Genomic DNA, 14,363 nt, shown 5'->3' with positions numbered 1-14,363 from the left:
GCCGTGCTACGTCGACCAGGCATAGGCTTAGACGGCCTCGTTGGACTCGTCCTCGAACGCTGCGAACAGCGGTTCGTCTTCGACGATTTCAGCGTTGGCGATGAACTCGTAGCTCATCAGGCCTTCGGCGATTTCACGCAGGGCTACAACGGTAGGCTTGTCGTTTTCCCACTGAACCAGGGGCTCTTTGCCGCCGGTGGCCAGTTGACGGGCACGCTTGGTAGAGAGCATGACCAGCTCAAAGCGGTTTTCCACGTGTTCTAGGCAGTCTTCAACGGTTACGCGGGCCATGGTATTCCTCGGAGCGAATGCAATATGCGCGCTGCCCGGTTGGGCGAGCGGACTCAACAGTTTAAAAAATCACCAGCGATTAGGGAAGCGCTGATTTTTTGACCAAGCCCTTCAACGCGCTGCAAGTGCCAATGTAAAGCCCTTGCAGCGGTTTTGGGAAGAGCTGTTTAGCCGAGCAATTCAGCCAAAAGTTTGCCGTTGCGCTGCTGCTGACGCTTCTGATGCAGCTGATTGGCGCGGAAAATCGCCTGCAAATCGTGCAGGGCGTGGGCGAAATTGTCGTTGATGATCAGGTAGTCGTAGTCGACGTAGTGGCTCATCTCGCTGACGGCTTCACGCATCCGGCCATCGATGATCTCGTCGCTGTCCTGGCCACGGTTGGTCAGGCGCTGATGCAAGGCTTGCAAAGACGGCGGCAGAATGAAGATCGAGCGAGCCTGCGGCATCAATTTGCGTACTTGCTCGGCGCCCTGCCAGTCGATTTCCAGAATCAGGTCGTGACCTTCATCCAGCGTCTGCTGCAGATGGCTTTGCGAGGTGCCGTAGAGGTTGCCGAACACTTCGGCTCGCTCCAGGAAATCACCGTGCTCGATCATCTTCACGAACTCGCTGCGCTCGACGAAGTGATAGTTCACGCCGTCCACTTCACCGGGGCGCATGGCGCGGGTGGTGTGGGAGACCGAAACGCGGATCTCCTGGTCAGCGTCGGTCAAAGCCTTGACCAGGCTGCTCTTGCCCGCGCCCGAAGGGGCGGAAATGATGTACAGGGTGCCGGTGCTGTGGGTCATGTCGGGTTTGCCTTACTCAATATTCTGCACTTGTTCGCGCATCTGCTCGATCAACACCTTGAGGTTGACCGCCGCCTGGGTGCTGCGCGGGTCGAAGGCTTTGGAGCCCAGTGTATTGGCTTCGCGGTTGAGTTCCTGCATCAGGAAGTCGAGGCGCCGGCCGGCAGCGCCGCCGGACTTGAGCACCCGGCGAACTTCGATGATGTGAGTGCTCAGGCGATCCAGTTCTTCGGCGACGTCGCTCTTCTGAGCGAGCATGACCATTTCCTGTTCCAGGCGCTGCGGGTCCATCTCGGCTTTCATGTCGGCGAAGCGGTCGAGGACTTTCTGGCGCTGGGTGGCGAGCATCTGCGGGACCAGTTCGCGCAGGGTCACCACGTCTTCTTCAATGGAGGTCAGGCGGTCGTTGATCAACCGTGCCAGCTCCGCGCCTTCGCGCTCGCGGCCGGCCTTGAGTTCTTTCAGGCCTTCGTTGAACAGGGCCAGCGCTTCAGCGTTCAAGGCTTGCGGGTCGGTGGCGTCGCCGACCAGAACGCCGGGCCAGGCCAGCACTTCCAGCGGGTTCAGCGCTGCCGGGTTCTTGATCAGGCTGGCGATGGTCTCGGCGGCAGCGACCAATTGCGCGGCGCGCTCGCGATCCACTTGCAGGGGTTTGTCAGTGTTTTCTTCGGTGAAGCGCAAGGTGCATTCGAGCTTTCCCCGGGAGATGCCTTGGCGCAGGGCTTCACGGACCGCGCCTTCGAGGTCGCGAAACGACTCGGGCAGGCGCAGGTGCGGTTCCAGGTAGCGGCTGTTGACCGAGCGCAATTCCCAGCTCAGGGTGCCCTGGACGCCGGCTTTTTCGACGCGGGCGAAGGCGGTCATGCTGTGCACCATGGAGGTACCTCGCAATGCAGGTCCATGCGTTACCAGAGGTTTCGCGGACCCGCTATCTGTGAATTAAAGCCGACAGGCAGCAAAGGCGCAGGATTGTAGCGCAACGGCGCGGATGCGCCCAAACACACGGTGTGACAAAGGGCTGCAGGCCGTCGGTAAAGCGCTGTTCTAAGCTCAAGCCAGAGCCTTCGATCGTCGGGCGGATTTTTTAGAAGTGCCCAGGCTCGGCGCGCGGCTCTATAATGCTCGGCAGTTTTCCGTCCCCCGTACAGGTATTCCCTATGAAACGTCCAAGTGGTCGCGCTGCCGATCAGCTCCGCTCGATCCGCATTACCCGCAACTACACCAAACACGCCGAGGGATCCGTACTGGTCGAGTTCGGTGATACCAAAGTCATCTGCACCGTCAGCGTCGAAAATGGCGTGCCGCGTTTCCTCAAGGGCCAGGGCCAGGGCTGGTTGACCGCTGAATACGGCATGCTGCCGCGCGCCACCGGCGAGCGTAACCAGCGTGAAGCGAGCCGTGGCAAACAAGGCGGTCGCACCCTGGAAATCCAGCGCCTGATCGGTCGTTCGCTGCGCGCCGCGCTGGACATGTCCAAGCTGGGCGACGTTACCCTGTACGTCGACTGCGACGTGATCCAGGCTGACGGCGGTACCCGCACTGCGTCCATCACCGGCGCCATGGTCGCGCTGGTCGATGCGTTGAAAGTGATCAAGAAGCGCGGCGGCCTGAAAGGCGGCGACCCACTCAAGCAAATGATCGCCGCTGTGTCGGTAGGTATGTACCAGGGCGAGCCTGTGCTCGACCTCGACTACCTGGAAGACTCGGCTGCCGAGACTGACCTGAACGTGGTGATGACCAGCACTGGCGGCTTCATCGAAGTTCAGGGCACTGCCGAAGGCGCGCCGTTCCAGCCTGAAGAGTTGACCGCTATGCTTGAGCTGGCGAAGAAAGGCATGACCGAGATCTTCGAACTGCAAAAGGCCGCACTGGCTGACTGACCGGAACCATTCCAGACAAGGAGGACAATATGAGTGACGAGCAAGAGCTGCTTCCCGTCCCGAGCAAAGAAGTTCGGCAATGGGCAATGTTTTGTCACCTGTCCGCCTTGTTGGGGATCTGGATTCCGTTCGGCACGCTGATCGGCCCGTTGATTCTCTGGCAGATGAAGCGTGAGATGGACCCGTTCGTCGATGCGCAGGGCAAGGAGGCGCTGAACTTTCAGATCACCGTCGCGATTGCTTCTGCCATCTGCTTCCTGCTGATGGTGTTGATCATCGGGTTCTTCCTGTTCGGATTGCTGGCGATAGGTGCGTTGGTATTGACGATCATTGCTGGCGTGAAGGCCAATGAAGGGGTGCCGTATCGGTATCCGTTTACCTGGCGGTTGATCAAATAACGATCAACACAGTTTTCGGTGTAGGAGCTGGCTTGCCAGCTCCTACAGAAAGCAAAATCAGCGCCCACAAAAAAGCCGACACTGCTGTCGGCTTTTTTGTGTCTGTGTAACGACGCTTAGATGGTCAGCGTCCAGTCGTAGTCCACGATCAGCGGCGCATGCTGCGAAAACCTTGGCTGACGTGGCAGGCGTGCGCTGCGTACGAAGCGACGCAGGCCCGGAGTCAGGATCTGGTAATCGAAGCGCCAGCCCAGGTTGAGCATCTCGGCCTGTTCGTTATCCGGCCACCAGCTGTACTGATCGCCTTCACGGCTGACTTCGCGCAGGGCATCGACATAACCCATAGTGCCGACAATCTCGTCCATCCAGGCGCGCTCAGGTGCCAGGAAGCCCGGGGATTGCTGGCTGTCGCGCCAGTTCTTGATATCCAGCTTCTGTTGCGCCACGTACAGCGAGCCACAATAAATGTACTCGCGACGTTTACGCCGCTGTTTATCCAGATAACGGGCGAAGTCGTCCATTAGCTTGAACTTCTGGTTCAAGTCTTCATCGCCGTTCTGCCCCGAAGGGAGCAGCAAGGTCGCGATGCTGACCTTGTCGAAATCGGCTTGCAGGTAGCGCCCGTAGCGGTCGGCTGTCTCGAACCCGAGACCACTGATGACTGCCTTCGGTTGCAACCGCGAGTACAAAGCCACGCCACCCTGGGCGGGAACTTCGGCTTCGCAGGCATAAAGGAAGTAGCCATCCAGTTGGAAAGCTGGATCGTCCAGTTCAAAGGCGGAGGCGCGGGTGTCCTGCAGGCAGATGACGTCGGCATTCTGTGCTTGCAGCCAACTGAGCAAACCTCGCTCCACTGCAGCCTGAATACCATTGACGTTCACACTGATGATCCGCATAAATGGCCCCAAAAATCGCGTGCGTGTATGATACACGGCGTCAACCTAATTAGCTAAATCCGTGGTATTTGGGGTTTTTTTCATGCAAGCGTATCAGCGCGATTTCATTCGTTTTGCCATCGATCGCGGCGTTTTGCGCTTCGGTGAGTTCACCCTGAAGTCCGGGCGCACCAGTCCTTACTTCTTCAATGCCGGCCTGTTCAACTCGGGTTCGGCCTTGGCGCAGCTGGGTCGCTTCTACGCAGCAGCCATCGTCGAGAGCGGCATTCCGTTCGACGTGCTGTTCGGCCCGGCCTACAAAGGCATCCCTTTGGCGGCGACCACGGCGGTCGCGCTGGCTGAGCATCATGAGCGTGATTTGCCGTGGTGCTTCAACCGCAAAGAAGCCAAGGCCCACGGCGAAGGAGGCAGCCTGGTTGGCGCGCCATTGACCGGCGATGTGCTGATCATTGACGACGTAATCACTGCCGGCACCGCGATCCGTGAAGTAATGCAGATCATTGCTTCCCAGGACGGCGCCAAGGCGGCAGGCGTGCTGATCGCCCTCAACCGTCAGGAGCGTGGCAATGGTGAATTGTCGGCGATCCAGGAAGTTGAGCGTGATTTCGGCATTCCGGTGATCAGCATTGTTTCGCTGAACCAGGTGCTGGAATTCCTGGCCGACGATCCACAGCTCAAGCAACACCTGCCAGCCGTGGAAGCCTACCGCGCCCAATTCGGCGTCTGACCCAGTAGGAGCCGGCTTGCTGGCGATCCTGGCAACGCGGTGTATCAGGCCGGACGCCATCGCCGATGTGCCGCACAAAAAGGCCCCTCCAGATCATCTGGAGGGGCCTTTTTGTTAGCCGTGCCTCAGGTATGGATGGGCAGTGCCAACCCGAAGAGCACAAAAAAACCACCGCAGACCTTGTTGAATCGGCGCCCCGTTCGAGCCAACCAAGGCCTGACCCGGTGCGCAGCGCTGGCCACCAGATACTCAACGACGAACTCGACGACGGCGTAAGTCAGTGCGATGGCGGCCGTCTGCGCGATGATGCTTCTATGGGGGTCAAGGAATGGCGGGATAAACGCCGTGAATAACAGCAGTGCCTTGGGGTTGGAAATGGCCGATACCAGCCCTTGGCGGAACAGTGACCAGCTTCGCAAGGTTTTGGTACCGGTCGTCTCCAGGCTGACGGGCGCGGCCCGCCATAGCCCGAAGCCCAACCAGATCAGATAGAGCCCGCCAACCACCTTCAAGGCTGTGAACCAGGTGGCCGACGCCTGGATCAGTGCGCCCAATCCCAATGCGCAAAGCGAAAGCACGACCGCAAAGCCGAGCACGCCACCGCTGATAGTGAACAGTGTTTTTCGGTTCCCGTGGATAGCGCCATGGGTCAGCACCAATAACGCATTGGGCCCGGGTACTACCGCTATGCCACAGCAGGTGAACAGGTAGAGCAACCAGGTCTCGAATGGCATGTTCCGATCCAGTAGATGTTGATTCAGGCCGGCAGCTTGCGGGTGAGCCGCTATCATGGAAAGCGCATAATTCACGTGGTAGCCATTCGATTAACGAATAGAGGTAACGGCAATGCCTGCCAGTGATTTGCAGATCGATTGGCTCAAGTGTTTCGTGGCAGTGGTGGATGCCGGGTCGCTATCGGGCGCAGCCCATGAGGTAAACAGGTCGCAGTCCGCCGTCAGCATGCAGATGAAGAAACTGGAGGCCGCGCTTGGACGGCAGTTGTTGAGTCGTGGCCCGCGGCACCTGCAACTGACCGCTGACGGCCAGACACTGCTGAGCTATGCCCGTCGCATGCTCGCACTGCACGCTGAGACCCAGGCGGCTTTTCACGGCGAAGAGTTAACCGGACGAATCCGCCTCGGCGTCGCGGAGGACTACGCGGCGAAATACCTCACGCCGGTTCTGAAGCGTTTTTCGCCGCGCTACGCGGGCGTGGAGATAGAGCTGACCTGTGAGCAGTCGACCGCGCTTATTCCGCGGGTGCGAAACGGTGATCTTGACCTTGCGCTGGTGTCCAGGGACTCGCCTCAATGCGGCACATTTCTTTTCAAGGAGCCCATGGTCTGGGTGGGTTCACCGCAGTTCGAACTGTGGAGACGAGATCCGCTGCCTATCGCGGTCTATGAAAGTGAAAGCCTGGCGCGGCGCTATGCAGTGAACTCATTGACCCAACAGGGGCGTGAATTCAAGTTGGTATACAACAGCTCCAGCCTTGCTGGCCAAGTGGCCGCCGTCGAGGGCGGGCTCGCTATTGCCGCCATCACTCAGTGCACGGTGCAGGCGTCGCTTCAGGTCTTGAGCAGCGAGCACGGCTTGGGTGGCATTGAACCTATGGAAGTGTCGATTCTACGTAGCCGAGCCTCTCGCGGGTCTAAAGCGGTCAATAGCCTTCATGCTTTCATCATCAGTGCGCTAAGACTTCAGGCGTAGGTTTGTCGGGCCTTTCCTTCGCGAAAAAAAAGACCGCAGGTTTCATCAAGTCCTACGGACGTTTCGCGCAAGAGCCCGAATTGCCGTAGGAATCGTTGAAGACTGCGGTCTTTTTTAGGTTATGAAGTCAGTGACGCTTGCGATTGCTGATCAAGGTGCCCACGCCGGTATCCGTGAAGATTTCCAGCAAAATCGCGTTCGGCACGCGACCGTCGATGATCAGCGAGCTGCCCACGCCGCCCTGAACCGCTTCCAGCGCACAACGGATCTTCGGCAGCATGCCGCCGTAGATCGTGCCGTCGGCAATCAGGTCGTCGACCTGCTGAGTGCTCAGGCCGGTCAGAACCTGGCCCGACTTGTCCATCAACCCGGCGATGTTGGTCAGCAGCATCAGCTTCTCGGCTTTCAGCGCTTCGGCCACCTTGCCGGCCACCAGGTCGGCGTTGATGTTGTACGACTCGCCGTTGGCACCGACGCCGATTGGCGCGATCACCGGGATGAAGTCGCCTTTGACCAGCAGGTTCAGCAGGTCGGTGTTGATGCCGACCACTTCGCCGACGTGACCGATGTCGATGATTTCCGGCTGGGTCATCTCCGGCGTCTGACGGGTGACGGTCAGCTTCTTCGCGCGAATCAGCTCGGCATCTTTACCGGTCAGGCCGATGGCGCTGCCGCCATGACGGTTGATCAGGTTGACGATGTCTTTATTGACCTGGCCACCGAGGACCATTTCCACCACGTCCATGGTCGCCGCGTCGGTGACGCGCATGCCATCGACAAAGTGGCTCTCGATCGACAGTCGCTTGAGCAGATCGCCGATTTGCGGGCCGCCGCCGTGAACCACCACCGGGTTGATGCCGACGGCCTTCATCAGCACGATGTCGCGGGCGAAGCCGGTTTTCAGCTCCTCGCTTTCCATCGCGTTGCCGCCGTATTTGATCACCAGCGTCTTGCCGACATAGCGGCGGATGTAAGGCAGCGCTTCGGACAGGACCTTGGCGGTGTTGGCGGCGGCTTCGCGTTCGAGGGTCATTCAGGGCTCCGGGTGAATCAGAACGGTAGTTGGAGATCAGGTGCAACACGCTTCAACTGGACTTTGAAAACGTCCTTGATGCGTTGCAATTCAGCCTCGTCATCGGCCTCGAAACGCAGCACCAGCACCGGTGTGGTGTTGGATGCGCGCACCAGGCCCCAGCCTTTGGCGTAGTCGACTCGCACGCCGTCGATGGTGGTCAGGTCAGCGCCTTCGCCCCACTTCGCGTCGTGCAATGCATCAATGATGCTGAATTTGCTCTCTTCGGTCACATGGATATTGATTTCCGGCGTAGAAATATCGTTCGGGAAGGTGGCGAACAGCTCTTCCGCGGTGGATTTTTCCTTGCTGAGGATCTCCAGCAGCCGTGCGGCGCTGTAAATGCCGTCGTCGAAACCGAACCAGCGCTCTTTGAAGAAAATATGCCCGCTCATTTCGCCGGCCAACAGGGCGCCGGTTTGTTTCATTTTCTTTTTGATCAACGAATGACCGGTCTTCCACATGAGCGGACGACCGCCGTATTCCTTGATCAGCGGCGTCAGGCGGCGGGTGCATTTGACGTCGAAGATGATTTCCGCGTCCGGATTGCGCGCCACGACGTCGCGGGCGAACAGCATCAGCAGGCGGTCCGGGTAGACGATGCTGCCGGTGTTGGTCACTACGCCAACGCGGTCGCCGTCGCCATCGAAAGCCAGGCCGATGTCGGCGTTGGTTTCCTTGACCTTGGCGATCAGGTCGACCAGGTTTTCAGGCTTGCCCGGGTCGGGGTGATGGTTCGGGAAGTTGCCATCCACTTCGCAGAACAGTGGGATGACTTCGCAGTTCAGCGCTTCGATCAGTTGCGGGGCGATCACGCCAGCCGCGCCGTTGCCGCAGTCGACCACGACTTTGAGGCGACGGGCCAGTTTGATGTCCTGGACGATTTCGGTGTTGTAGCGATCGAGGATCTCAACCTGGGTGATGCTGCCCTTGCCGCTGCTCAGGTTATTGGTCTTGAGGCGATCGTGCAGGGCCTGGATCTGTTCGTTGGCCAAGGTGTCGCCGGCGATGACGATCTTGAAGCCGTTGTAGTTCGACGGGTTGTGGCTACCAGTCAGCATCACGCCTGATTTGCCGGCCAGTACGTTGGCGGCGTAGTACAACGCCGGCGTTGGCACCAGTCCGACGTCACTGACGTGGCAACCGGCCTCGGCCAGGCCTTTGATCAGTTGCTCGACCAGTTCCGGACCGGACAGGCGGCCGTCGCGACCCACGGACACGTTCGGTTCGCCCTGAGCCAGGCTCTGCGCACCGATGGCGCGACCGAGCCAGTAAGCGGTCTCGGCGTTGAGGAATTCCGGGACGGTGCCGCGAATGTCGTAGGCGCGGAAAATGCTGTCGGGAAACTTCGGTGCGACTTGGGCGGGGGTGCTCATCTGTGGGAATGCTCCATCTCGAAAGTGGCTGGACCTGTCCGCGAAGAACTCGTCGGCGGGCTCAAACTGAAGGGTATGACGGCGTTTTCCGCAGAGAGTTCGTGGTGCGAAAAGGCCATGACACCGGCTTCATGGAGCATTTGGCCGGCCAATGCCTTGATTTCCAGTGTTAAACCTTGCAGATGACGGCTGTGCAATTTTCAACGCAAAACCTGTGGGAGCGAGCCTGCTCGCGATAGCGGACCGCCAGGCAACACTCGTGTTGGATGTGCAACCGTCATCGCGAGCGGGCTCGCTCCCACAGTGGAATGTCTGGGTGAGACAGCCGGGATCAATGGCTGCCGGAATGCCCGAAACCACCCGCGCCGCGCTCGGTTTCAACGAACTCTTCGACCATCTCGAAGTGCGCTTGAACCACCGGCACCAGAACCAGCTGGGCCAGGCGTTCGCCCACCACCATGTTGAAATCGGTCTGACCGCGGTTCCAGCAGGAAACCATCAGAGGACCCTGGTAATCGGAGTCGATCAGGCCGACCAGGTTGCCCAGCACGATGCCGTGCTTATGGCCCAGGCCGGAGCGAGGCAGAATCAACGCTGCCAGGCCTGGATCGCCGATGTAGACAGACAGGCCGGTCGGGATCAGCAGGGTTTCGCCCGGCTTGATCACGGTGTCTTTTTCCAGCATGGCGCGCAGGTCGAGGCCGGCGGAGCCCGGGGTGGCGTATTGCGGCAGCGGGAATTCGGTACCGATGCGTGGGTCGAGGATCTTGGCTTGCAAAGCGTGCATGTAAATTAAACCTGGTTCAGACGTTCGGCGATAAAAGTGATCAGCTGGCGAGCAATCTTGCTCTTGCTGGTCTGGGCGAAAAGTGTGGCGTGAAGCTCACGGTCGATCACGCTGCAGGCGTTTTCTTCGCTGTTGAAGCCAATGCTCGGGTTGGCGACGTCGTTGGCGACGATCAAATCGAGGTTCTTGTCTTTCAGCTTGCGCGCAGCGTAGTCGAGCAGGTGTTCGGTTTCAGCGGCGAAACCGACACTGAACGGACGGTCGGGACGGGTGGCGATGGTGGCCAGGATGTCCGGGTTGCGCACCATTTGTAGTAGCAAGCCGTCGCCGTTTGTAGGGTCTTTCTTGAGTTTCTGTGGGGCGACGACTTCCGGACGGTAGTCCGCAACCGCTGCCGAGGCGATGAACAGGTCGCAAGGGATCGCGGCTTCACAGGCGGCGAGCATGTCGCGGGCGCTGACCACGTCGATGCGGGTGACGCGATCGGGGGTCGGCAGGTGCACCGGGCCGGTGATCAGGGTCACGCGGGCACCGGCTTCCACTGCCGCTTCGGCCAGGGCAAAGCCCATTTTCCCGGAACTGTGGTTGGTGATGTAGCGCACCGGGTCGATGTTTTCCTGGGTCGGGCCGGCGGTGATCAGCACGTGTTTGCCGGTCAGCGCCTGGCGCTTGAAGCAGTCTGCGGCGCACTGGGCGAGTTCGACGGCTTCGAGCATGCGGCCGAGGCCGACGTCTCCGCAGGCCTGGCTGCCGGAAGCCGGACCGAAGGCCTTGATGCCGCGATTTTCAAGGGTTTGCAGGTTGGCCTGGGTCGCCGGGTCGCGCCACATGGCCTGGTTCATCGCCGGGGCAACGGCGACCACGGCGTCGGTGGCCAGCACCAGCGTGGTCAGCAGGTCGTCGGCGATGCCTTGGGCCAGACGTGCGATCAGGTCCGCGGTCGCCGGAGCGATCAGCACCATGTCGGCCCACTTGGCGAGTTCGATGTGGCCCATCGCCGCTTCGGCCGCGGGGTCCAGCAGGTCCAGGTGAACCGGGTGCCCGGACAAGGCCTGCATGGTCAGCGGAGTAATGAACTCGGCGCCGCCACGGGTCATGACCACGCGCACTTCGGCGCCCTGGTCGATCAGGCGGCGAACCAGATCGGCGCTCTTGTAGGCAGCAATGCCGCCGCCGACGCCCAGAACGATGCGTTTCCGATACAGCCGCTGCATAGGTCTGCCTTTCATTTCGTTGATGACTGCGTGGCGATACCCCCTCCCCAGGAGTGAAATCGCTCGCAAAAAAGATGGGCTACGATATCACAGCGACCGCTACGGAACAGCGGCGCCCACAGACCAGGGAGGTGCTATGAGTATTCGGGATTGGCCGGCAGCCGAGCGGCCGCGGGAGAGATTGCTTGAGTTGGGTTCGGCGAGCCTTTCGGACGCAGAGCTGCTGGCGATATTTTTACGCACCGGCGTGTCCGGGAAGAGCGCGGTGGATCTGGCGCGACATTTGTTGAGTCAATTTGGCAGTCTGCGCGCCTTGCTTGAAGCGGATTTGAAAGCCTTCAGCGGGCAGTTGGGGCTCGGACCGGCCAAGTTTGCGCAGTTGCAGGCAGTGTTGGAAATGGCCCGTCGGCATCTGGCTGAGCGCTTGCGTCACAGCTCCGTGCTGGAGAATCCGCTGATGGTGCGGGATTACCTCAAGTCGATGCTGCGACATGAGCCTCATGAGGTGTTTGGTTGTCTGTTTCTCGATTCGAAACACCGAGTGCTGGCGTTTGAATCGCTGTTTCGCGGTTCTATCGACTGCACGAGTGTTTATCCGCGTCAGGTGGTCAAGCGCGCGTTGGCTCACAACGCCGCAGCTGTGATCCTTTGCCACAATCACCCGTCAGGCAATCCCGACCCCAGTCAGGCCGACCGAAAGCTGACCAAGCGTCTGCAAGAGGCGCTGGACTTGATCGATGTGCGGATACTCGACCATTTCATCATCGGCGACGGCGATCCGCTGTCGATGGCCGAGTACGGGTGGATGTAGGCGAGGGTTGCGAAACTCCCTGTAGGAGCGAGCTTGCTCGCGAAGAACGTCAACGATGACACGGGGTGCCTGGCTGCCCGCGTTGTCTGTCCGTTTTTCGCGAGCAAGCTCGCTCCTACAAGGTTTTGCGAGAGGCTGTTATTTGAGGTTGACCTTGGAGTAGTCCTGGCGACCGAAGGGGCTCACTGCGTAACCCTCGACTTCCTTGCGCATCATTGCAAAAGCCGTCGGGTGCGCCAGCGGCACCCACAGCGCCTGCTGCTGGATCTGCGCCTGGGCCTGTTCATACAGCTTGGTGCGCACGCCTTGCTCTGAGGTGGTCTTGCCGGCGCTGATCAGCTTGTCCAGGTCCTGGTTGCAGTAACGGGCGAAGTTGGTGCCGGATTTGACCGCTGCGCAGGAAAACTGCGGCGTCAGGAAGTTGTCCGGGTCGCCGTTGTCACCGGCCCAGCCCATGAACAGCAAGTCATGTTCGCCGGCCTTGGCACGGCGGATCACTTCGCCCCATTCGATCACGCGGATTTCGGCCTGAATGCCGATTTCCGCCAGGTCCGACTGCAGCATCTGCGCGCCGAGGCTTGGGTTGGGATTCAGCAGGCTGCCCGACGGACGGGTCCAGATGGTTGTCTGGAAACCGTCCTTCAGACCGGCCTTGGCCATCAATGCCTTGGCCTTTGTCACGTCATGCGCGTAGCCGGGCAAGCCTTTAGCGTAGCTCCAGGTATTCGGCGGATACGGACCGTTGGCGGCCTCGGCGGTGTCTTCAAACACGGCTTTGATGTAGTTGGTCTTGTCGAAGGCGAGGTTGATCGCCTGACGCACTTCAGGCTTGTCCAGTGGCGGATGCTGGCTGTTGATGGCGACGAACGCGGTCATGAACGCGTCGGTTTTTTCCACTTTCAGGGTCGGCTCTTTCAGCGCGGCCTGTACGTCCAGCGGTTTCGGAGAGAGGGCGATCTGGCACTCGTTGCGACGCAGTTTCTGCAACCGCACGTTGGCGTCCGGGGTGATGGCGAAGATCAGCGGGTCCACCGAAGGCTTGCCACGGAAGTAATCCGGGTTGGCCTTGTAGCGAATCGTGGCGTCCTTCTGGAAGCGCGTGAACACGAACGGTCCGCTGCCGATAGGCTGGCTGTTGAGCTTCTCCGGGGTGCCGGCCTTCAGCAGCTGGTCGGCGTATTCGGCGGAGTAGATCGAGGCGAAGCCCATGCTCAGGGTCGGCAGGAAGGTCGAATCCGGATGATCGAGGGTGAAGCGCACGGTCAGCGGGTCCAGCGCGTCGATCTTCTTGATCAGTGCGGGCAGCTGCATCGATTGCGCGTGCGGGAAGCCGCTTTGCGCCACTTTGTGCCACGGGTGTGCCGGGTCGAGCATGCGGTCAAAGCTGAATTTCACGTCTTCGGCGGTCAGTTCGCGTGTCGGGCTGAAGTATTCGGTGCGGTGGAATTTCACCTGCGGGTGCAGCTTGAACACGTAGGTCAAGCCGTCCGGGCTCACTTCCCAGCTGTCTGCGAGGCCGGCGACCACTTTGCCACTGGCCGTGTCGAAGTCCACCAGTCGGTTCATCAGCACGTCGGCCGAGGCATTGGTGGTGGTCAGCGAGTTGTATTGCACCACGTCGAACCCTTCCGGGCTGGCCTCGGTGCAGACGCTCAGGGCGGCGGCGTGGGCCAGCGGGCTCAGGAGTAGCGGGGCGAGCAACAGCGGTAGGGCAGCGAGGCGCATGGTCGGATTCCTTTACAGATCGAAGGCCCATCTGCAAGTGCAGTCTGGAAAAGGCCTACCCTAGTGGGCTCTTTTGCAAATGACTATCCCCTTTTTCATTTTAAGGGGACTATGTGCGATCGTTTTTGGTATGCAGTGCCCGAGCGAAATCCTGAATTGGCGGATCGGCTCGTTCTCTGCGACGAGCGGTCTTGGTCGGCGATAGCCTTTATCCAAGGCGCTCGGAGCCAGAAAACCGGGGTTTTTATCAGGTCTGTTCACAACGAATGTTGTTGCTCTCCAGTCTTTCTGGTATAAAGCAGCGCTCTTTTCTAGGGGCCCGGTTCCTTCACTGTAGGTGTAGCCGGTAAGACCCCTAAAGAAACGCGGCGCCTCGGCGCCAACTGAGAGATTAAGCGGCCAACCCATGCCGGGTTGGGCATGTGGTTTTAGAGGGCTGAGGCATGTCGAGAGTATGTCAAGTTACCGGTAAGGGTCCGGTGACTGGGAATAACATTTCCCACGCAAACAACAAAACCCGTCGTCGTTTCCTGCCGAACCTGCAGCATCATCGCTTCTGGGTTGAAGAAGAGAAACGTTTCGTGCGTCTGCGCGTATCTGCCAAAGGCATGCGTATCATCGACAAGCGCGGCATCACTGTCGTTCTGGCCGAAATCCGCAAAGCCGGCAAGATCTAAGGGAGCTAATC

The 14,363-nt window shown here is 59.8% G+C and carries 15 protein-coding genes and 1 pseudogene; 6 read left to right on the top strand and 10 right to left on the bottom strand.

What is annotated here, in order from left to right; translation table 11 throughout:
* Window positions 1-27: 27 nt before the first annotated feature.
* The 3 genes from rpoZ to ACF6ZU_RS12045 all read right to left on the bottom strand — a co-directional run bounded on the left by rpoZ (window position 28) and on the right by ACF6ZU_RS12045 (window position 1,955).
* Window positions 28-291, bottom strand: a complete 264-nt coding sequence (gene rpoZ / locus ACF6ZU_RS12055) for a DNA-directed RNA polymerase subunit omega (protein WP_003177259.1) — start codon at window positions 289-291, stop codon at window positions 28-30.
* A 167-nt stretch (window positions 292-458) separates the two neighbouring features.
* A complete protein-coding gene (gene gmk, locus ACF6ZU_RS12050; RefSeq protein WP_392892656.1) occupies window positions 459-1,079 on the bottom strand; it encodes a guanylate kinase in 621 nt (206 codons plus the stop codon).
* A 12-nt stretch (window positions 1,080-1,091) separates the two neighbouring features.
* Window positions 1,092-1,955 (bottom strand): YicC/YloC family endoribonuclease, encoded by an 864-nt coding sequence (locus tag ACF6ZU_RS12045; RefSeq protein ID WP_392892654.1) that lies wholly within the window; start codon window positions 1,953-1,955, stop codon window positions 1,092-1,094.
* Between the two features lie 281 nt (window positions 1,956-2,236).
* Between ACF6ZU_RS12045 and rph the strand changes: the two genes are divergently transcribed.
* Together rph and ACF6ZU_RS12035 are read left to right on the top strand one after the other, a co-directional pair.
* Entirely contained in the window at window positions 2,237-2,959 is a 723-nt protein-coding gene (gene rph, locus ACF6ZU_RS12040) for a ribonuclease PH (protein ID WP_392892653.1), read from the top strand.
* 29 nt (window positions 2,960-2,988) lie between these two features.
* Window positions 2,989-3,357 (top strand): DUF4870 domain-containing protein, encoded by a 369-nt coding sequence (locus tag ACF6ZU_RS12035; RefSeq protein WP_008038052.1) that lies wholly within the window; start codon window positions 2,989-2,991, stop codon window positions 3,355-3,357.
* Between the two features lie 116 nt (window positions 3,358-3,473).
* Here the strand turns inward: ACF6ZU_RS12035 and ACF6ZU_RS12030 are convergent, their stop codons facing one another.
* Complete coding sequence (locus tag ACF6ZU_RS12030) at window positions 3,474-4,253, bottom strand: exodeoxyribonuclease III (RefSeq protein ID WP_392892651.1); 780 nt, start codon at window positions 4,251-4,253, stop codon at window positions 3,474-3,476.
* 82 nt (window positions 4,254-4,335) lie between these two features.
* On the opposite strand from ACF6ZU_RS12030, the gene pyrE reads away from it, so the two are divergent.
* Window positions 4,336-4,980 carry an orotate phosphoribosyltransferase gene (gene pyrE / locus ACF6ZU_RS12025; protein ID WP_253433763.1) on the top strand — a complete coding sequence of 215 codons (645 nt, stop codon included), beginning with the start codon at window positions 4,336-4,338 and terminating at the stop codon, window positions 4,978-4,980.
* A 125-nt stretch (window positions 4,981-5,105) separates the two neighbouring features.
* Here pyrE and ACF6ZU_RS12020 read toward each other — a convergent pair whose 3' ends face one another.
* Entirely contained in the window at window positions 5,106-5,714 is a 609-nt protein-coding gene (locus ACF6ZU_RS12020; protein ID WP_392892648.1) for a LysE family translocator, read from the bottom strand.
* A gap of 112 nt (window positions 5,715-5,826) precedes the next feature.
* Between ACF6ZU_RS12020 and ACF6ZU_RS12015 the strand changes: the two genes are divergently transcribed.
* On the top strand, window positions 5,827-6,690 hold the full coding sequence (locus ACF6ZU_RS12015; protein ID WP_392892646.1) for a LysR family transcriptional regulator: 864 nt from the start codon (window positions 5,827-5,829) through the stop codon (window positions 6,688-6,690).
* A gap of 127 nt (window positions 6,691-6,817) precedes the next feature.
* Here the strand turns inward: ACF6ZU_RS12015 and argB are convergent, their stop codons facing one another.
* The 4 genes and pseudogenes from argB to coaBC all read right to left on the bottom strand — a co-directional run bounded on the left by argB (window position 6,818) and on the right by coaBC (window position 11,139).
* Window positions 6,818-7,723, bottom strand: coding sequence for an acetylglutamate kinase (gene argB, locus ACF6ZU_RS12010; protein ID WP_008030582.1), 906 nt, complete (start codon window positions 7,721-7,723; stop codon window positions 6,818-6,820).
* Window positions 7,724-7,740: 17 nt separating this feature from the next.
* Window positions 7,741-9,144 (bottom strand): annotated as a pseudogene (locus ACF6ZU_RS12005) (phosphomannomutase/phosphoglucomutase); the annotation flags it as partial.
* A gap of 325 nt (window positions 9,145-9,469) precedes the next feature.
* The gene (dut, locus tag ACF6ZU_RS12000) at window positions 9,470-9,925 is read right to left on the bottom strand and encodes a dUTP diphosphatase (protein ID WP_010465200.1); all 456 of its coding nucleotides are present in this window, start codon (window positions 9,923-9,925) and stop codon (window positions 9,470-9,472) included.
* A gap of 5 nt (window positions 9,926-9,930) precedes the next feature.
* Window positions 9,931-11,139, bottom strand: coding sequence for a bifunctional phosphopantothenoylcysteine decarboxylase/phosphopantothenate--cysteine ligase CoaBC (gene coaBC / locus ACF6ZU_RS11995; protein ID WP_392893787.1), 1,209 nt, complete (start codon window positions 11,137-11,139; stop codon window positions 9,931-9,933).
* Between the two features lie 136 nt (window positions 11,140-11,275).
* On the opposite strand from coaBC, the gene radC reads away from it, so the two are divergent.
* Entirely contained in the window at window positions 11,276-11,950 is a 675-nt protein-coding gene (radC, locus tag ACF6ZU_RS11990; RefSeq protein ID WP_392892644.1) for a DNA repair protein RadC, read from the top strand.
* A gap of 138 nt (window positions 11,951-12,088) precedes the next feature.
* Here the strand turns inward: radC and ACF6ZU_RS11985 are convergent, their stop codons facing one another.
* Window positions 12,089-13,675 (bottom strand): ABC transporter substrate-binding protein, encoded by a 1,587-nt coding sequence (locus ACF6ZU_RS11985; protein ID WP_392892642.1) that lies wholly within the window; start codon window positions 13,673-13,675, stop codon window positions 12,089-12,091.
* A 443-nt stretch (window positions 13,676-14,118) separates the two neighbouring features.
* Here ACF6ZU_RS11985 and rpmB point away from each other — a divergent pair, with 443 nt between their 5' ends.
* Window positions 14,119-14,352 (top strand): 50S ribosomal protein L28, encoded by a 234-nt coding sequence (gene rpmB / locus ACF6ZU_RS11980; RefSeq protein ID WP_007894701.1) that lies wholly within the window; start codon window positions 14,119-14,121, stop codon window positions 14,350-14,352.
* The last annotated feature ends 11 nt before the right edge of the window (window positions 14,353-14,363 follow it).

Origin of the sequence: Pseudomonas migulae, from assembly GCF_043225285.1 — a bacterium.
GTDB classification, from domain to species: domain Bacteria; phylum Pseudomonadota; class Gammaproteobacteria; order Pseudomonadales; family Pseudomonadaceae; genus Aquipseudomonas; species Aquipseudomonas migulae_C.
Note: the sequence above shows the minus strand (reverse complement) of the source record. Positions and strands in the feature narration are given on the sequence as shown.